Annotated in this window: 20 protein-coding genes and 1 pseudogene; 2 read left to right on the forward strand and 19 right to left on the reverse strand. The window is 51.1% G+C overall.

Annotated elements, in window-relative coordinates:
* Positions 1-12: 12 nt before the first annotated feature.
* The 5 genes from JK211_RS03335 to prmB all read right to left on the reverse strand — a co-directional run bounded on the left by JK211_RS03335 (position 13) and on the right by prmB (position 4342).
* The gene (locus tag JK211_RS03335) at positions 13-558 is read right to left on the reverse strand and encodes an elongation factor P hydroxylase (protein WP_212707252.1); all 546 of its coding nucleotides are present in this window, start codon (positions 556-558) and stop codon (positions 13-15) included.
* Positions 559-634: 76 nt separating this feature from the next.
* Entirely contained in the window at positions 635-1429 is a 795-nt protein-coding gene (locus JK211_RS03340; RefSeq protein WP_212707253.1) for a TSUP family transporter, read from the reverse strand.
* Between the two features lie 8 nt (positions 1430-1437).
* Positions 1438-2265, reverse strand: coding sequence for a penicillin-insensitive murein endopeptidase (gene mepA / locus JK211_RS03345; RefSeq protein ID WP_212707254.1), 828 nt, complete (start codon positions 2263-2265; stop codon positions 1438-1440).
* Positions 2266-2269: 4 nt separating this feature from the next.
* Positions 2270-3355, reverse strand: coding sequence for a chorismate synthase (gene aroC / locus JK211_RS03350; protein ID WP_212707255.1), 1086 nt, complete (start codon positions 3353-3355; stop codon positions 2270-2272).
* A 54-nt stretch (positions 3356-3409) separates the two neighbouring features.
* On the reverse strand, positions 3410-4342 hold the full coding sequence (prmB, locus tag JK211_RS03355) for a 50S ribosomal protein L3 N(5)-glutamine methyltransferase (protein WP_212707256.1): 933 nt from the start codon (positions 4340-4342) through the stop codon (positions 3410-3412).
* Between the two features lie 271 nt (positions 4343-4613).
* Between prmB and smrB the strand changes: the two genes are divergently transcribed.
* On the forward strand, positions 4614-5162 hold the full coding sequence (gene smrB / locus JK211_RS03360; RefSeq protein WP_212707257.1) for an endonuclease SmrB: 549 nt from the start codon (positions 4614-4616) through the stop codon (positions 5160-5162).
* A 32-nt stretch (positions 5163-5194) separates the two neighbouring features.
* Here the strand turns inward: smrB and sixA are convergent, their stop codons facing one another.
* From sixA to JK211_RS03425, 13 genes are all read right to left on the reverse strand, one after another.
* Entirely contained in the window at positions 5195-5677 is a 483-nt protein-coding gene (gene sixA / locus JK211_RS03365; protein WP_212707258.1) for a phosphohistidine phosphatase SixA, read from the reverse strand.
* A 381-nt stretch (positions 5678-6058) separates the two neighbouring features.
* Positions 6059-6355, reverse strand: a complete 297-nt coding sequence (locus JK211_RS03370; protein ID WP_212707259.1) for a DUF406 family protein — start codon at positions 6353-6355, stop codon at positions 6059-6061.
* 213 nt (positions 6356-6568) lie between these two features.
* Positions 6569-7426 carry a phospholipid-binding lipoprotein MlaA gene (gene mlaA, locus JK211_RS03375; RefSeq protein ID WP_212707260.1) on the reverse strand — a complete coding sequence of 286 codons (858 nt, stop codon included), beginning with the start codon at positions 7424-7426 and terminating at the stop codon, positions 6569-6571.
* A gap of 34 nt (positions 7427-7460) precedes the next feature.
* The gene (gene ccmI / locus JK211_RS03380) at positions 7461-8675 is read right to left on the reverse strand and encodes a c-type cytochrome biogenesis protein CcmI (protein ID WP_212707261.1); all 1215 of its coding nucleotides are present in this window, start codon (positions 8673-8675) and stop codon (positions 7461-7463) included.
* Positions 8672-9130 carry a cytochrome c-type biogenesis protein gene (locus JK211_RS03385; protein ID WP_212707262.1) on the reverse strand — a complete coding sequence of 153 codons (459 nt, stop codon included), beginning with the start codon at positions 9128-9130 and terminating at the stop codon, positions 8672-8674. The genes ccmI and JK211_RS03385 overlap by 4 nt, the downstream gene beginning before the upstream one ends.
* A gap of 4 nt (positions 9131-9134) precedes the next feature.
* Positions 9135-9692, reverse strand: a complete 558-nt coding sequence (locus tag JK211_RS03390) for a DsbE family thiol:disulfide interchange protein (RefSeq protein WP_212707263.1) — start codon at positions 9690-9692, stop codon at positions 9135-9137.
* Complete coding sequence (locus tag JK211_RS03395) at positions 9689-11653, reverse strand: heme lyase CcmF/NrfE family subunit (protein ID WP_212707264.1); 1965 nt, start codon at positions 11651-11653, stop codon at positions 9689-9691. The genes JK211_RS03390 and JK211_RS03395 overlap by 4 nt, the downstream gene beginning before the upstream one ends.
* On the reverse strand, positions 11650-12141 hold the full coding sequence (gene ccmE / locus JK211_RS03400) for a cytochrome c maturation protein CcmE (RefSeq protein WP_212707265.1): 492 nt from the start codon (positions 12139-12141) through the stop codon (positions 11650-11652). Before ccmE ends, JK211_RS03395 begins: the two co-directional genes overlap by 4 nt.
* Complete coding sequence (gene ccmD / locus JK211_RS03405) at positions 12138-12371, reverse strand: heme exporter protein CcmD (protein ID WP_212707282.1); 234 nt, start codon at positions 12369-12371, stop codon at positions 12138-12140. Before ccmD ends, ccmE begins: the two co-directional genes overlap by 4 nt.
* Positions 12371-13108 carry a heme ABC transporter permease gene (locus JK211_RS03410; RefSeq protein WP_212707266.1) on the reverse strand — a complete coding sequence of 246 codons (738 nt, stop codon included), beginning with the start codon at positions 13106-13108 and terminating at the stop codon, positions 12371-12373. The genes ccmD and JK211_RS03410 overlap by 1 nt, the downstream gene beginning before the upstream one ends.
* A gap of 46 nt (positions 13109-13154) precedes the next feature.
* Positions 13155-13814, reverse strand: a complete 660-nt coding sequence (gene ccmB, locus JK211_RS03415; protein ID WP_212707267.1) for a heme exporter protein CcmB — start codon at positions 13812-13814, stop codon at positions 13155-13157.
* The gene (gene ccmA, locus JK211_RS03420) at positions 13805-14431 is read right to left on the reverse strand and encodes a cytochrome c biogenesis heme-transporting ATPase CcmA (RefSeq protein ID WP_212707268.1); all 627 of its coding nucleotides are present in this window, start codon (positions 14429-14431) and stop codon (positions 13805-13807) included. Before ccmA ends, ccmB begins: the two co-directional genes overlap by 10 nt.
* An 86-nt stretch (positions 14432-14517) precedes the next feature.
* Positions 14518-14757 (reverse strand): hypothetical protein, encoded by a 240-nt coding sequence (locus tag JK211_RS03425; RefSeq protein ID WP_212707269.1) that lies wholly within the window; start codon positions 14755-14757, stop codon positions 14518-14520.
* A gap of 522 nt (positions 14758-15279) precedes the next feature.
* On the opposite strand from JK211_RS03425, the gene JK211_RS03430 reads away from it, so the two are divergent.
* On the forward strand, positions 15280-16107 hold the full coding sequence (locus JK211_RS03430) for an SDR family oxidoreductase (RefSeq protein WP_212707270.1): 828 nt from the start codon (positions 15280-15282) through the stop codon (positions 16105-16107).
* A 446-nt stretch (positions 16108-16553) separates the two neighbouring features.
* Here the strand turns inward: JK211_RS03430 and JK211_RS03435 are convergent.
* Positions 16554-17372: pseudogene (locus JK211_RS03435) on the reverse strand (aldose 1-epimerase family protein); the annotation flags it as partial.
* Between the last annotated feature and the right edge of the window lie 68 nt (positions 17373-17440).

Genomic DNA, 17440 nt, shown 5'->3' on the forward strand with positions numbered 1-17440 from the left:
AAATTTAAGTTATCAGGATAACTCTTCCGGCCACGGAAACTGCTGCAGGCTCAATGGCGGGGTCGAATAAAAATGGTTTAGCGCCTGTATAAAACGCTGCGGACGTTGCGGAATCCCCTGTTCAAGATAACCGGCAACCCGCTGATGCACCTTACGCTGAAAAGCCACCCTGTCCGGCTCACAATCACCGTCAAGGTTGTCACAGCTGACATTAAACGGAAAACCGGCTGCGACGGAAAACATCCATTCCAGTGCCTGCGGGGTCACTTCTACGGCTTCAAATTGCTGCTGAGTCTGCTGATCCCGCCCGTCCGGACAATACCAGTAGCCAAAATCTACCTGCTGGCGGCGTGCCTCTCCGGCAACACACCAGTGAGAAATCTCATGCATGGCGCTGGCATAAAAACCGTGGGCAAAAATAACACGGTGGAAGTCACTGTGTTGATCAGCCGGTAAATACACCGGCTCATCATCACCTTTGATCAGCCGGGTATTAAAATCTTTATAAAAACACTGGTCAAAAATGACCATCAGATCCTGATAATTATGTGTTGTCATCGGGTTGCTCTTATTCAGTTAACATCTCTGCCAGGCCGCAGGATCCTGCGGCTGAACTCCCTGTACGGCAAGGCATTCAGTGCCCTAATGCCCGCAAAATAGTCTGCCCGTGACTGTCCCACAATAATTTCAGGCTCATCACTACCGACACTGTCACCACCATTGGCCGGATCAGCTGATGGCCGCGGGTCAGTACCAGCCTGGCGCCGAGCCGCGCACCGCAAAATGCCCCCAGCAGCATAACGGCCCCCAGGCCCCATACCACCTGACCACCAAACATAAAAAACAGCAGCCCGGCCAGATTAGACGTAAAATTCAGGACTTTGGCATGTGCGGTGGCCTTCGCCAGATTAAAACCACACAGGGTAACAAATGCCAGTGCATAAAATGATCCGGCACCGGGACCAAAGAATCCGTCATAGAAGCCAACACATCCCCCGCCAACGAATGCATAGGGTAATCCGGAGAGTCGTGACGCGCGGTCGGTTTCGCCCAGTTTCGGCATCAACAGAAACCAGAGACCGATACCTATTAACAAGACTGGCAGGATTTGGCGCAGCACATCAGCGCGCAGATGCTGAATGAGAATTGCCCCCAGCATGGCCCCGATAAATGTCATCGCAATATTTAACCGCTGTTCAGCCAGCCGCACCGCACCGCGACGCACAAAATACAGGCTGGCGGAAAAAGACCCGCCTACCGACTGTAATTTATTGGTTGCCAGCGCATGTGCCGGAGAGAGCCCGGCGGCAAGTAATGCAGGCACGGTGAGTAATCCGCCACCACCGGCAATGGAATCAATAAACGCGGCAGCAACTGCCACCAGAAATAATAATGCCACCATCCAGGGACTGACTAAAAACCACTCCATAGGGTTCCTTACAGTAAATGTTTATCGAGCAGTGCCTGACACCCGTCAGGCAGCGGCGGAGGCGTCCGTTTTAGCGGCGGACTACTGCCCGGTTTCGCTGGCAGGAACCAGCTGTGTAGTTCTGCTCCGCAGCCATCACCCGGCGGCGGTGGCGACTGATCCTGACATTCGGTACTGCCAGCCGGACAACTCAGCCGGACATGCATATGTGCGCGGTGTGCAAACCACGGACGGACTTTACGCAGCCAGCCACGGTCGCTGCCCGCCTGCAGACAAAGCTGTTGTTTAATTGCCGGATTGACAAAAATCCGCGACACCTGCGGATCTTCTGCCGCCAGCTTGATCATCTCTGCGACTGCAGGGGTCCAGTGGCGGGCAACAACCTGATTACCCTCTGCGGTGACCAGGTCAAGCGGTTGGGGGTGCAGCAGTTGCTGTGCACTCCAGCGCGATGCCGGCAGCTGTAACCAGATATCCACATCCAGCCCGGTCTGATGACTGGCATGTCCGCTACTGAAACGTCCTCCGGCGGCCATCCCCATATCACCGATCAGTACTTCCCCCAGCCGGTGTTGTGCCACCCGGCCAGAAAAACGCTGTATAAAACGGATAAGGTCCGGATGCCCAAAATAACGCCGCTGATCCTGACGCATCACCTGATAATGGTCTGCATTCAGGGGCAGACTCTGCGCTCCGATAATACAGCCATTAGCAAAACTGCCAATCGATTGTGGCGGGCCACTGACAGGATGCTGAATATTCTGCCAGGGAGTACCCGCAGCCAGCGCTCCGGCACTCAGTAATAACATCAGGACAGCCAGCGTATATTCTTTCATAGAATTACCAGCGGGGGACGGTAGTCACAACATCTGCACATTGGGCACGATGACGGAGCAGATGATCCATCAGGGTAATCGCCATCATCGCTTCGGCAATCGGTACCGCACGGATACCGACACAAGGATCATGACGCCCTTTGGTAATCATCTCCGTTTCTTCACCATCACGGGTAATGGTTTTTCCGGGCACCGTGATACTGGACGTCGGTTTCAGCGCCAGGGTTGCCCGAATGGTTTGCCCGCTGCTGATCCCGCCCAGAATACCGCCTGCATGATTACTCTGAAAACCATCACTGCGAATTTCATCACGATGCTGGCTGCCACGCTGGGTGACAACGTCAAAACCATCACCGATTTCGACACCTTTCACCGCATTAATACTCATCAGTGCATGGGCCAGATCGGCATCCAGCCGATCAAAAACCGGCTCTCCCAGTCCCGGCGGGACACCCTCGGCAACCACAGACACTTTGGCTCCGATGGAATCACCTTCTTTTTTCAGGCCTCGCAGCAATTCATCCAGCGCCGCCAGTGAGCTCTCATCCGGGGAAAAGAACGGATTCTGTTCAACCTGCTGCCAGTCGCGTAACTCGCAGTGTACATCCCCCATCTGGGCCAGATAGCCGCGCACCACAATACCGTGGGTCATCTGCAGATATTTCTTGGCTATCGCCCCTGCGGCGACCCGCATTGCCGTTTCACGGGCAGAAGAACGCCCGCCGCCGCGGTAATCGCGCAGACCGTATTTTTGTTCGTAGGTATAGTCAGCGTGTCCCGGACGGAACAGATCTTTAATTGCACCATAATCCTGTGAACGCTGATCCGTATTTTCGATCAACAGTCCAATAGAAGTGCCGGTGGTCACACCTTCAAACACACCGGACAAAATACGAACCTGATCAGGTTCACGCCGCTGGGTGGTATAACGTGACGTCCCCGGACGGCGACGGTCCAGATCGTGCTGAATATCTGCTTCCGTTAACGGGATTCCGGGAGGCACACCATCGACAATACAGCCTAATGCAATCCCGTGAGACTCACCAAAGGTGGTGACTTTAAAAAGTTGTCCGATACTGTTTCCGGCCATGGTGGTTCCTTGTTGCTGAATCACAGACCGGCAGGCCGCCGGTCCGCCCTGAAATTAAAACTGATACTGTCTGAAATAAGGTTGTGCTTCAATCAGTTGCTGACGGTCCAGCATAAACACCCCGTCGCCGCCGTTATCAAATTCCAGCCAGGTAAAGGGGACTTCCGGATATTGTTCAATCATATGCACCATGCTGTTGCCGACTTCACAAATCAGTACACCGTCATCAGTCAGATAATCGGCTGCATTTGCCAGAATACGCTGAACTAATACCAGCCCGTCAATACCCGCCGCCAGGCCCAGTTCCGGCTCATGACGATATTCATCCGGCAAATCACCCATATCTTCCGCATCCACATACGGAGGATTAGTGACAATCAGATCATATTTAATCGCCGGTAAATCGCGGAATAAGTCAGAACGTAATGGCGTAACCTGCTGGAGTAAACCATGAGTTTCAATATTTTGCTCGGTAACTGCCAGCGCATCGGCTGAAATATCCACCGCGTCCACTTCTGCTTCCGGAAACTCATAAGCACAGGCAATCGCAATACAGCCACTGCCGGTACACATATCCAGAATACGCTCCGGCGCGCTGTTAACCAGCCCGGAAAAACGCTGATTAATCAGTTCACCGATCGGTGAACGTGGGACCAGCACCCGTTCATCCACATAAAACTCATGCCCGCAGAACCAGGCTTTATGTGTCAGATAAGCGACCGGGACACGTTCATTTACCCGGCGCACTACCCGCTCAACTATCTGTTTTTTCTCACTGGTCGTCAGACGGGCATAATGCATATCTTCCGGAATTTCCGGTGGCAGACAGAGTGTTGGCAATACCAGCTGAACAGCTTCGTCCCAGGGATTATCTGTGCCATGCCCATACCAGATATCAGCCGCAGAAAAACGACTCACTGCCCAGCGCAGCATATCCTGAATTGTGTGCAGTTCATTGACTGCCTCATCGACGAAAATTTTGTCCACATTGCCCTCCGGGGACGATATCTGAATCCGGGCTGTAGTTTGCCATGAAGTGATTCAGAATTCAGCGCCGTAATGATAAAAAGGCGGCTTTTATCTGTTATCCTGAGGTTGTTTCACCAAACAGACAAAAAACACCGTCATCTTCGGCGGGCAGACAACCTCTCTGCGGCGAAGCCCCCGACGGTCCGGGGGCACTCAGAAAGGTATTTGCTTTTTGCAGAGAAGCCACGAAGAATAGCCGATTAACCGCCCAGATAAAGTCAGTGGTCATATGAACGATAAAAAACCCCCCTCTGAAGACCAGGCGCTGTTCCGGCAATTGATGTCAGATACCAGGCGCCTCAGGCAGGATACCGTTCTGCATAAACCGGTACGTACGAAAAGCAGTCATCTCCCGGAAAAACGAGCCCTGTCAGAACAGGCGGATCACAGTCATTACTTTTCCGATGAGTTCCAGCCCTTCTTATCCGAAGAAGGTCCGGTGCGTTACGTGCGGACTGACGTCAGCCACTATGAATTAAAGAAACTGCGCCGCGGGGACTATACTCCGGAGATTTTTCTGGATTTACATGGCCTGACCCAACAACAAGCGAAGCAGGAACTGGGGGCATTACTTGCCGCCTGTCGTCGCGAACACCTGTTTTGTGCCAGTGTTATGCACGGGCACGGTAAGCGGATACTTAAGCAACAAACGCCATTGTGGCTGGCACAGCACCCTTTTGTTATGGCATTTCATCAGGCACCGCGTATGTTCGGCGGGGATGCGGCATTGCTGGTATTAATTGAAACCGAAGAGTGGCAGCCGCCGGACTTACCCTGACCCACGGGGCATCTCAGCCCTGTGGTCCGGTGTCAGATAGCTTTATCGAGTTTTGAAGGGCTGGTTTGCCAGAGCAGTTCACCGTTGCCGGTATTTTCGTCATAACAGACACAGGCAATACCCGAGGTGGCAAACATTGGCGGTGCTTCCTGCGGACACAGGGCAGAAACCAGGTAACCTACCAGCGGCAAATGAGACACCACCAGTACGGCAGCCACCCCGTCTTTCGCTAACACCTGCAGATAGCTGGCAACCATTTCAGCATCTCCTGACGGGGTCAGCTCAGGCAATACTTCAAACTGCTGCGGAAGCTGCATACAGTCCCTGACTTCCGACAGTGTCTGTTCAGCCCGCAGATACGGGCTGACCAGCACCCTTTCAATACTGACCCTTTGTTTACCCAGCCAGCTGGCCATTTGTCGTGATTCGCTGCATCCGCAATGGGTTAAAGGTCTGGCTGAATCACAGTCCGCGTCGAGCGCCGCTTCACCGTGACGCATAATATAAACTTGCATATGGCACCGCTGTTAATAGAAAAAAGAACGGTTTCATCACCTGCAATAAGCTGCAACAAGTAATAAAGCAGGTGTTTTACCTAAAGCCCGTGCTCCAGTCAACCAATTGTTTATTTACTGAACAGGCAATTTTACCGCGGTTTGACCCTGCGCAAACCTTCACCGGTTAATGTCTGCCTGCGCGCTGTCGCGACAGGGAACTATAACTTTCGGCACTGTTTGCCGGGAAATCGGTGACAATGGTACAGATGACTAATCGGCAGGCGTACCTGAAAACTGAAGTTGTGGAAACAAATACAAAACAACAAACACAATCAGCAACAGAAAAGTGGCAACAGGAAAGAAAGAAAAACGGGGCCGGACACCGGCCCCTGCGGGAAATTAACGCAGCCCCAGCTGGAAAATCATATTCTCCGCCTGACAGCTGAAAATAAACTCAGCCTGCAAGCGAACGCCAGCAGGGTCGTCAGAAAAGGTTGCCTGAATCTCACAGGGCGAAGATTCCACCGCCCGTGCTTTTTCCGTCAGCGCTTTCAGGGCAGCATCTGCGGCAGCCCGATCCGCATAGCTGGCCGACCAGCTGGCGGTGCAGTCGCTGTTATCAATCATGGTGCCAACATCCACACAGCAACAGGCGGCCGTTTCGTTAGCACTACACTTTTTAATTGCATCAGTCATTTTGTGCTCCGGTGCGTTTATGAATCACTGAGCACAGTGTACGCCTCCCGCGGAGGACTGTGCCAGATGAAAGCATGCCTTCCGTACGGAGAACACCGAAAGCTTGATCCAAAGCAACAACCCCACTGTCAGCCAGAAACGTCATCCGTCATAAACAGCACGGGCCGGAAAAATCCGGCCCGTGGGGATCCCGCAGGGAGTGGTCAGCGGGGATCAGTCAGCATCAATTTCGCTTAAATCACCCTGAATAGCCTGAGCATTCGGGTTAACTTCCGGTTTTAATTTACCGCCACTGGCAAGGAAATCGTAGCGCTGGAAGTAAGCATTACGGATAAAGGCGTAAGGATCACTTTGCTGTTTCAGGATAGCATCCGAATCGAGCAATTCAGCCCGTGTCTCGATCCCCTGCAATGCCCATTTGCCGGCCGAAAGCCAGATTGTCAGCCAGCTTAATGGCGGATACAGGGTATCTACCGCATCTCCTCCGTCCTGACGTACGGTGAAACTGCCATATCCCGGTAATTCCACATAAGGACCATAGCCAACCCCATAATGCCCCAGGGTGCTGCCGAAGCCATAGGCATGTTCACGGGCCAGTGCCGGATTCGCTTTACCTGCTACGTCAATAAACCCGCCCAGCCCCAGAGTACTGTTCAGGAAAAAGCGGGTAAAGTGGATAGCAGCACGGCGCACATCCCCCTGTAACAGGTAGTTAACCATACTGGAAGGTTCATCCAGGTTACTCAGCGCATTACTCAGACCGTTCCTCGCCGGGACCGGCAGGTAATCCCGCCAGGCCACTGCTACCGGCCGAAGCACATAAGGGTCCAGCACGTTATAGTTAAAGTTAAACATCGTGCGGTTAAAACTTTCCAGCGGATCACTGCGTTGCCCTGAACCGGAGGCAGCGGCAGGCTGTGACTGCGGAACCGGAGTCTGCGCGGCAGCAGCCCTCCGTAGCTGCGACTCGGGTTTAACGGCCGGTGTGACATTGTCGGCTGCCGGTTTTGAACCGGCGCACCCCACCAGCAGTAAACTGGCCACCCCCAAACAGGTCAGGCGGTAATGCATGCTGAGCTCCCTGTGCAATAAACGATTTCTTAATTCAGGGCTGCTGCTGGTTGATATCAACAGCCACTGTCTGTTTACCAGTATAGTGGATTTTTCCGGTTTGCCCGTACCAGTCACCCGGCTGAGGGTTTGCGCTTCCGTTACGGGAGATTCGCACCCTGACCTGAAGAGTATGCTGTGCTGATAACAAACGTTCCGGCATCATGGCATTGCTGTCATCGAGGGTCAGAGTCAGCGGGAAATGGCTCAATGGCAGACGTTTTACCGCCACCGGCACCGGAGAAACACCATCAGTCACGGAAATATACAATATTCCGTCCGGTGTTAACATTTTTTCCGCCTGCGGGGTAATAGCAACCTGCAATGTCAGGCTGCTGGTTTGCTGCCCCGCATTGGTCCTGGCCTGCTCTATTCCTTTACGTACCGCGTCTGCTTCCTTCGAATCGGCCGGTAACAGGGTTAGCATTTTTTGCCAATAGCTGATGGCTTTATCGTAATTTTGTTCGGTAAAACTCACCGCCGCCAGCAGGCTCAGGATACGCAGATTCTGCGGCGCAGTGCGCAGCATATCCCCCAGCATAACTTCTGCCTGCCGGTTATCCTGTGGATCCGGCGAGCGTACCAGCACTTCAGCATAATCCAGTTTCAGATCACTGTTGTCCGGCGATAGCTTCAGTGCCCGCTGGAACGCCTGGCTGGAAAGAGGCACATTATTCAGCACCATACCTAACCGGCCAAGCATCGCCCAGTCATTAATATTGTCCGGATCCGATAGCAGGGAGGTTCTCAGGCCGACTTCAAAATCCGCCAGTTCCTGCATATTCAGGTTTTTCCCCTGCGGATCCATCAGGCGCTGGCGTAATGCCGGATACTCATCACGGATTTGCGTCCACTGCATCACCTGCAACAAGCCACCGGTTTTCAGATAAATGCCGAGGGTCACCAGCACTAACACCACCAGCCCGGGCCACAATACCCAGCGGCCACTGGTCCGGACCTGCTGAGCGGGTTGCTGTTCCGGAATATCAGTGAGTAATGTTTGCTGTAACTCAGCAATCATTTCCTGCTTCCCGGCCACCACGCCTTGCTGTTCATCGTCATCAAGTTCGTTCAGCCGCTGGCGATAAAAGGTTTTATTCAGCTGATCACGCTGATTACTGGTGTCCTTCCCCGAACGCCAGCCACTGGTCAGGATTAATGCACACGCCGCCAGCAATAAAATACAGATGCTTAACCAAAGGGCACTCATAGCGGTTTCCCGTCATTATCCAGTAACGCAGCCAGTCTTTGCTGTTCGCTGATATCCAGCTGGCTGCTTATTTTTTTTCTTCTGCTGCGTAAAATAATCACCGCAGCACCTGCAATCACAAATAAAGCCGGCCCGACCCATAAAATAAGGGTCGAGGGGGTTACCGGCGGCTCATAGGTCACAAAATTACCGTAGCGGCCCACCATATAATTAATAATCTGCTGCCGGCTCTGACCTTGCTGCATCAGCTCATACACTTTCTGCCGCATATCGGCAGCAATCATCGCCCCGGAATCAGCAATACTGTTATTCTGGCATTTAGGACAGCGCAGAGACTGAGTCAAATCACGGTACTGCTCTTCCTGTGCCAGTGACGTAAAGTGATAAGTATCAATAGCCGCCCACAGACTAAAGCTGGTCAGCATGGCAGCCACAAACAAAATCAGTTTTTTCATCCGCTCAGTCCCCCGCTAACTTACTGTATTTATTCCACAGCGGTTCAACCTGCTGCTGCCAGACACGGGCATTCATATCACCTGCATGGCGGTAACGGATAATGCCTTTACCATCAATCAGGAAAGTTTCAGGTGCACCATAGACACCTAAGTCCAGCCCCAGCATACCGTTACCGTCATACAGACTCAGCGCATAAGGATTGCCCAGAGTATTCAGCCAGTTAACTGCTTTGACCCGATTATCTTTATAATTCAGCCCCACTACCCTGACTCCTTTCTCGGCCAGAGTATTCAGGTACTCATGTTCCGCACGGCAGGTAGGGCACCATGTCGCCCATACATTCAGCAGTACCGGTTTTCCATCCACCAGTGCACTCTGGTTGTAATATTTCCCCGGCGTCTGCAATGACTCGAGTTTAAATACCGGCACCGGTTTACCGACCAGCGCAGACTCCAGCAAGGTCGGGTCATCCCCCTCAGCATTACGGTTCAGTTGCCAGAGTAAGGCTGCCGCCAGCAGTAAAAATAACACTAACGGAATAAACAGGATTTTCTTGTTCATGACTGGGGCTCCTGCTGTGACTGCGCTTTTTTACGGGAGCGATATCGCGGATCCAGCAGACACAGAATACCGCCAACCGCCATAAAGACGCCGCCGAACCAAATCCAGCGCACAAAAGGTTTGTAATAGATACGCACCGCCCAGGAACCCTGGCCAATTTCTTCGCCCAGCGCAGCATACAGGTCACGGCTGAAACCACCACTGATCGCCGCTTCTGTCATCATGGTACGGGCTGCGGTGTAGAAACGTTTTTCGGCATGTAACACCGCTTCCTGTTTACCGTTACGGGTGACATCAATAATCGCCACCCCGCCTGTATAGTTCGGGCCTGTCAGGCGCTGAACATCGCGGAACAGAAAATGGTAATTATGAATATCGACCGTATCTCCGGCTTTCATCCGCACATCCCGTTCAACACTGTACTGGGTACTGAAAGCAATCCCGATCACTGTCACCGCGACACCCAGATGTCCCAGCACCATCCCCCAGTGACTGCGGGAAAGATGGGTCAGGCCACGCCAGAAGCTATGGCGATGAGTTGCACGCTCATGCAATTCCATCAGGGTCAGCAGAATAACCCATACAGACATCAGCAAACCGACCACGGTCATCGCTTCAATACGATCCTGCAGCAGCAATGGCAGAACAATTGACGCTATCAGCGTAACCACCGCCGCAATAATCAGCCGCTTATACAGCTTTTGCGGCTCATCACGACGCCAGCGAACCAGCGGTCCGATACCCAGCATCAGAGCAAACGGCGCCATAATCCAGGTAAACATGGTATTAAAGAACGGCGCGCCAATCGAAATACTGCCCAGCCCCAGCTCTTTATGTACCAGGGGTAATAAAGTGCCCAGTAATACCACCAGCATCGCAGCAATCAGCAAAACGTTGTTGCCCAGCAGGAATGATTCACGTGACCAGCCGTCATTTTGTACCCGGCTGCGTACTTTACCGCCACGCAATGCGTACAACAGTAATGAACTGCCGATAACAATCACCAGAAAGATAAGAATAAAGATCCCGCGGGACGGATCCGACGCGAAGGAGTGCACCGAGACCAGCACCCCGGAACGGACCAGGAAGGTGCCCAGCAGACTCAGTGAAAACGCCGTGATGGCCAGCAGGACGGTCCAGGATTTGAAAGAACCTCGCTTTTCGGTAACTGCCAGTGAATGGATCAATGCGGTGCCCGCCAGCCACGGCATCAGCGACGCGTTCTCGACCGGATCCCAGAACCACCAGCCTCCCCAGCCGAGTTCGTAATACGCCCAGGCAGAGCCTAAAACGATACCGATAGTCAGAAACACCCAGGCTGCCGTGGTCCACGGACGCGACCAGCGTGCCCATGCGGTATCCAGGCGTCCGGTCATCAGTGAGGCAATCGCAAAAGCAAAAGCCACCGAGAACCCGACATACCCCATATATAACAGCGGCGGATGGAAAATCAGTCCGATATCCTGCAACATCGGGTTAAGATCACTGCCATCGACCGGAAAGTCAGGCAGAGTACGGATAAACGGGTTAGATGTCAGCGTAATAAACAGCAAAAACCCGAGGTTAATCATCCCCATAACCGCCAGAACCCTGGCAATCGCGTCCTGAGGCATACTGCGGCTCAGCAACGCGACTGCCAGTGTCCAGCCGCTGAGCATCAGCAGCCACAACAGCAACGAGCCTTCATGCGCCCCCCAGGTGGCCGCAATCCGGTACCAGACCGGCAGCATACTGTTCGAGTTTTCAGCGACATAAGCCACAGTAAAGTCATTAACAATAAAAGCATGTACCAGAATCAGAAACGCACCGGCAATACAGGCAAATAACCCATAACTCAGAGGTCTGGCCAGTCCCATCAGCCGGTTATCCAGCCTTGCCGCACCCCATAACGGGTAAATACTTAATAACAATGCCAGGCCCAGCGCCAGACATAACAGAAAACTGCCTATTTCAGGGATCATGGTTGCTCACCTTGTCCGTTCTGGTAGCGATCGGCAGGCCCTTTATGGTTCTGTTTCATCGCATCCTCAATTTCCGGGGGAGTATATTTTTCATCATGCTTGGCCAGCACTTGCTGTGCTTTAATCAGGTTGCCGTCTTCCAGTACCCCCTGGGCGACAATCCCCTGCCCTTCACGGAACAGATCAGGAAGAATGCCGACATAGCTGACATCCACTACACCGTTAGCATCATAGAGCTTGAATTCCACCGCGAGACTGTCAGGGTCACGTTTTACGCTGCCTGGCATCACCATGCCGCCAATACGTAAATGCTGCCCGACATGGGGTTTTTCCAGATGCTGCGGACCACGCCCGTGAAGAACTTCACTGGGGGTGTAGAACAAATCAATGTTTGAACGCAGGGCATACATAACCAAACCGGTCGCCAGCCCGAGGCCGGCCAGTATTGCCACCACAACCTGTAAGCGGCGACGACGACGAATGTTCACAAGTGATCTCCTGCCTTGTTAGCGGCGGTTTTTTTCTGTTTTGCGGCGCTGATCCGGCGTTCACGGGATTCACGCTGTCTTATTTGTTTTAATAATTGTTTTCGTTGTAGCAGGGTATGGATGATCAGGCATCCGAAGGCCAGTAAGGTAAAACCAACAGATAACCAGACGTAAAAGGCATAGCCTCCCATCTGGAAAAAACTTGTCCACGAAGAAAATGCCGGAGTCATCATTTACGCCCCTTATTAGCAATGGCAGAAACCCAGGGACGGTTTCGTTCAGTAAACAGAATAAGGTTACGTAAACGCATCAGGGTAAGAGAGATGAAAACCAGCAGGTAACCGAGAATTGACCAGCGTAACGGGCTACGCATCGGCGGGGCGATATCCTGCTGAAGCAGTCCGGAAGACGCCTGGTGCAGGGTATTCCACCACTGTACCGAATAATGAATAATCGGCAGGTTTACCACACCAACCAGAATTAAGATGCCGGCAGCACGTCCGGCAACCCGGCGATCGTCGAAAGCATTATAGAGGGTAATGACCCCCATATAGATAAACAGTAACACCAGTTCCGATGTCAGACGCGCATCCCACACCCACCAGGTGCCCCACATGGGTTTACCCCATGCAGACCCGGTAATCAGAGCGATAAAAGTAAATACCGCCCCCACCGGAGCCATCGCCGCCGCAACCAGGTCTGACATTTTCATTTGCCAGACCAGCCCGATAAAAGCCGCAATCGCCATTGATGCATAGACGCCCATTGACCACATGGCTGCCGGCACATGAATATACATAATACGGTAACTGTCGCCCTGCTGGTAATCAGGGGGGGCAAAACCGAACCCCCAAATCCAGCCTGTCAGCAATGTGACTAATGCTGCCAGGCTTACCCACGGGATAAATTTACCGCAAACGTTATAAAGTCTCTCTGGCCTGGCCAGTTGGTGTAACCATTTCCACATTTTGTATTGCTCACTAATATTTACTAAAAGCAGCACAACACGCAGCTTATTGCAGGCTGATTCGCACCGCTGCGGCTGTGGCAAAAGGCGCCAGAGTAATACTGGCTGCCAGCATCGCACCTAATATTGCCAGGTAACCACTGATGGGTAATCCCTGGCTGGCAGCATCAATGGCTGCACTTGAAAAAATCAGTACCGGTACCGCCAGCGGCAGTACCAGCAAACTGAGCAGTACCCCGCCCCGCCGCAGTCCGACGGTCAGGCCCACGCCGATAGCCCCCAGAAAACTCAGTACCGGGGTACCGAGTAACAGGGTCAGCGCCAGTCCGCACCATCCCCGGAAATTGAGAGATAACAATAATGACGCCAGCGGAGATAGAATAATCAACGGCACGCCGGTGACCAGCCAGTGGGCAATCACTTTACCCAATACAGTCAGGGGTAAGGGAGCCGGTAATAACAACAGTTGCTCCAGAGAGCCGTCGCTAAAGTCATCACGAAATAACCGCTCGAGGGCCAGTAAAGAAGAAAGTAATGCCGCCACCCAGACAACCCCCGGGGCAACCCTGGCCAGCAATTGTGATTCAGGACCAATACCGAGCGGAAATAACGTAACCACTATCAGGAAAAACCACAGCGGATTAATAATTTCTGAACCACTACGGAAAGCTATTTTCAGCTCACGACGAATAACACTTACCAGCATGCTTCTGTTCCTTCCGCTGACAGACGTATTGTTCGTACTCTGTTTTGCTGATCCGGCAGATCCTGATGTGTTGTCAGAATAACCGATCCTCCCCGGCTGGCGTGTAATGCAAATTGTGACATTATTTTTTCTACCCCGGCTTTATCAATCGCCGTCAGGGGCTCATCCAGGATCCATAACCTGGCGCGGGTAAGCCATAGTCTGGCCAGTGCTACCCTGCGCTGCTGTCCGGCAGATAACTGGGCCACCACCGCATCTTCATACCCGGTCAGTTCCACTTCATCCAGTGCACGATATATTTCAGCATCACTTTGATCGGCATGAAAAAAACGCAAATTTTCCAGCGGGGATAATACTCCCTTAACGCCGGGTAAATGCCCGAGATACAACATCTGCTGATGCCAGATATCACGCTGCCTGGTAACCGGTGACTGGTTCCACAGAATAGTGCCCGACTCAGGCCGGCTCAATCCGGCCAGAAGACGTAACAGGGACGTTTTACCTGCACCATTAGGTCCTTCGATATGCACAATATCACCGGGCCGGACCGTAAATGAAAGCTGATTAAAAAGCACCCGTTCATCACGGATACAGGTAAGTTGTTGGGCTTCCAGCATGCAAAATATATTCACTATAACGTTACGAGGGCCGCACTATAGCATAAGGAAATCCCCTGCCGAATGCCGAAAATGGAACCGGTTACTTAAAATGCCTCTAACCGGTAATTTTTCGCCTGAAAAACGAACAATGCTAAAGCTTTGTTACGATTATTTTGACTTACCCACAGATAAGCACTCTGTTTACTGCCGGTATTTATCCGCAGGACGAGTTTATCAATGGCGGTCATGTTATCAGATGCAACACCAATCACTGTGCGGGTTTGTGCTTTCTTCACTGCTGATGCCCTGGTACAAATCGCATCAGTCAGCGTACTGTGATTCACAACTAAACCTCACACCAAACCCATAAAAACAACATCACAATAACAACCGGAGCTGCTGCTTTATTCATCACAAACCGTCCTGTGAAATCCCTTTCAGCCCGTGGATTTCTGTGTGCCGAAACAGCTATACGTGCATAAAGATCTCTGTACAGGATACAGAAGCCGGTGACCGGGAGAGCGACAACACTCAGAGATCTCAGCAGACTGATATGATTATTACTGAGCGGGTAAATCAGGCCCGTCACAGACAACAGTTCCGCTGCCCCTGACGGCTAGCCGGGCTAACCTGCAGAAATTTTTCGAAAAAAAGATATCTACGGAAAAAACAACTGTCATATAACGCTTTTAGTATCAAAAAGAATATGTAAATTATTTTTATGTGATAGTTTTTTTATCGTAGGTAAGTCTCTGTTAAATATAAGGTCAAATATAATAAAACAAATAAACACATAAATAACTATACTATTTAATCACCACTGTGATAGCGTGGATTTCTGACCTGCACATCAGCGAGGGCTAAAAATGAATGAAAGTAAATATATCGTTATTACCGGCGGAGCCAAAGGTGTTGGTATGGTTTATGCTTCACACCTGGCAAAAGACCCGGGAAATATAATAATAGTTACCGGACGCAGTAAAACCCCGCCAGACAGTATAATCCACCGGTTAAACTCAAAATTCCACTACCGTAGCCTTGATGTTTCAATAGAATCACAAATTATCCCTTTCTTTTCAGAGATAATAGAAAGCTTTGGACGGATTGATATTTTAATAAATAACGCCGGTATTTGGGGGCCTGTCGGGAAATTTAATACCAATGACCTCTCTGAATGGTTTGATACTATAAAAGTTAATCTGACCGGTGCTGTCAGTTGTACACATGCAGCAATGCAGTATATGGTTCCCCAAAAGAGCGGTATTATTATCAATATGGCCAGCAATGCAGGAGCTCACCGCTGGCCGAACTGCTCTGCCTATTCCGTTTCAAAAGCAGCTATTATGAAACTGACAGAGAATCTTGCTATAGAGTCAAAAAAAGATAACATTTCTCATTATGCCTTTCACCCCGGGCTTATTCACTCTACAGGCATGGCAATGGCGCTGACTGAAAATCCTCCGGAAGAGTACTGTGCGGTCAAAAGTGCATTAGACTGGATCCTTAAAGAAAAAGATCTCGGAAATACAGTCAGTGCTGAAGACAGCATTCCGCATATTGAAAAGTTATGCAGTGGTCATTATAAGCAGCTAAGTGGCCTGTATCTGAATGTAAAAGATAATCTGGATGAGATCCTGGATAATATCAGAGATGTAAGAAGACATAACAGTTATCAGCTGAAAGTGACTTCATAGTAATACGCACCGTGTCTTTACTTCCTGCCGGTGAATGACCATGAATATGATAATCAATTATTCCCGATAACCAATATCGGGGATACCTTTCCGGCAACGATAGCGTTAAGCTACTGGTGCTATTTAAGTTATTATTTCTTCTCCTCTGCGATTCCTGTAAGTATCCCTCACCCGCAGAATACAGATCTCCTGCTGGAAAAGACCCCCCGGATTGCAGCCTGTTATAAAAATCCACGCCGCACATATATCGCCGGAATCCTGCTAGTAGCATTATTACAGTGCCAGTCGTGATACTTTCAGCCGGCTAATTCCCCGGCCTGGCGGCTGATAATAATGACAGCGGGCGGCATACTGCCCGCTGTTTATTCATACTCTGTCAGTATAAAACCGTAATGCAGATTTTATGCCGGTTACTTCCGGAATAATATCCGGTGATATAACTGCCTTTATTCCTGAGCAATAGGAGTATCGCTGACAATGATCTTATCATTTCCCTGAATCTGCTTAACCCGTTTTTCGGTCTGCTGTACTGCCTTCGCATCTTTCAGTAATGAATAAGTCAATGTAAAATCAGTACTTTCACCAGCAGCCAGCTGTTTTACCCGGCCCTGCTGTTTCTCAATAGTCACCGGATAGGCATAATTTGTTCCGGGCTCAATACCGGTCACGTAGCCCTGTTTCAGGGTGTCAGTATTTTTCCACATGGTCAGCAGCGGAAGCTGGCGAGTATCAAATTCAATAGAAACCCCTTTATCGCCTTTACTATTGATCAGCGCCGCCAGTGTTTTTCCATTATCATCGGCTTTGGGGACCAGATTAAATACCATTTCATCAAAGTCGCGGGTCGGAGCAGCGTACTGATCCCAGTCTGCCATACCTTTTTTCGCATAATCGTTAAACGGTGAGACCGATTTCAGCGGCGCAATAAAGCGGGCATTTTTCTCCAGAATCGGCTGGCCGAAATTACTGTGATAAATAATTTCATAATCATGAGGATAATCCGCATTATTGGTCAGCACATCATGAATCGTAAAATGGTCTGATCCCGGAATATAACGCAGCTCGGTCTGGGTATCCAGTCTGGCCTTTTTAAAGGTATGCTCTTTCAGCAGGCCACGGATCCGGATTTCATGGGGAGCTTTGTCATCAACAATAACTTCCACCTTCGACGCCGGGGTATTGCCGGCCTTACCGTGCAGGGTATAGAGCATACCGTCCTGAGTAACCGGGTGGCCTGTCCATTCATAGCCACAACGGGTAATGATTCCAATTTATTGATAGTGATTTATTGTCATGTAGTACCCGATGACTTTGTCATGCAGTTCAACTGACT

The organism is Tatumella sp. JGM130 (genome assembly GCF_018257525.1).
GTDB classification, from domain to species: Bacteria; Pseudomonadota; Gammaproteobacteria; order Enterobacterales; family Enterobacteriaceae; genus Tatumella; species Tatumella punctata.

Excerpts from the sequence above, each read along its gene's own strand:
- smrB (WP_212707257.1), top strand. The coding sequence starts at position 4,614 with ATGAACGATAAAAAACCCCCCTCTGAAGACCAGGCGCTGTTCCGGCAA.
- mlaA (WP_212707260.1), bottom strand. The coding sequence starts at position 7,426 with ATGCATTACCGCCTGACCTGTTTGGGGGTGGCCAGTTTACTGCTGGTG.
- ccmD (WP_212707282.1), bottom strand. The coding sequence starts at position 12,371 with ATGACTCCGGCATTTTCTTCGTGGACAAGTTTTTTCCAGATGGGAGGC.
- JK211_RS03385 (WP_212707262.1), bottom strand. The coding sequence starts at position 9,130 with ATGAAAAAACTGATTTTGTTTGTGGCTGCCATGCTGACCAGCTTTAGT.
- mepA (WP_212707254.1), bottom strand. The coding sequence starts at position 2,265 with ATGAAAGAATATACGCTGGCTGTCCTGATGTTATTACTGAGTGCCGGA.
- JK211_RS03335 (WP_212707252.1), bottom strand. The coding sequence starts at position 558 with ATGACAACACATAATTATCAGGATCTGATGGTCATTTTTGACCAGTGT.
- JK211_RS03430 (WP_212707270.1), top strand. The coding sequence starts at position 15,280 with ATGAATGAAAGTAAATATATCGTTATTACCGGCGGAGCCAAAGGTGTT.
- ccmB (WP_212707267.1), bottom strand. The coding sequence starts at position 13,814 with ATGCTGGTAAGTGTTATTCGTCGTGAGCTGAAAATAGCTTTCCGTAGT.
- JK211_RS03390 (WP_212707263.1), bottom strand. The coding sequence starts at position 9,692 with ATGAACAAGAAAATCCTGTTTATTCCGTTAGTGTTATTTTTACTGCTG.
- aroC (WP_212707255.1), bottom strand. The coding sequence starts at position 3,355 with ATGGCCGGAAACAGTATCGGACAACTTTTTAAAGTCACCACCTTTGGT.
- JK211_RS03370 (WP_212707259.1), bottom strand. The coding sequence starts at position 6,355 with ATGACTGATGCAATTAAAAAGTGTAGTGCTAACGAAACGGCCGCCTGT.
- sixA (WP_212707258.1), bottom strand. The coding sequence starts at position 5,677 with ATGCAAGTTTATATTATGCGTCACGGTGAAGCGGCGCTCGACGCGGAC.
- ccmI (WP_212707261.1), bottom strand. The coding sequence starts at position 8,675 with ATGAGTGCCCTTTGGTTAAGCATCTGTATTTTATTGCTGGCGGCGTGT.
- JK211_RS03395 (WP_212707264.1), bottom strand. The coding sequence starts at position 11,653 with ATGATCCCTGAAATAGGCAGTTTTCTGTTATGTCTGGCGCTGGGCCTG.
- JK211_RS03410 (WP_212707266.1), bottom strand. The coding sequence starts at position 13,108 with ATGTGGAAATGGTTACACCAACTGGCCAGGCCAGAGAGACTTTATAAC.
- ccmA (WP_212707268.1), bottom strand. The coding sequence starts at position 14,431 with ATGCTGGAAGCCCAACAACTTACCTGTATCCGTGATGAACGGGTGCTT.
- JK211_RS03340 (WP_212707253.1), bottom strand. The coding sequence starts at position 1,429 with ATGGAGTGGTTTTTAGTCAGTCCCTGGATGGTGGCATTATTATTTCTG.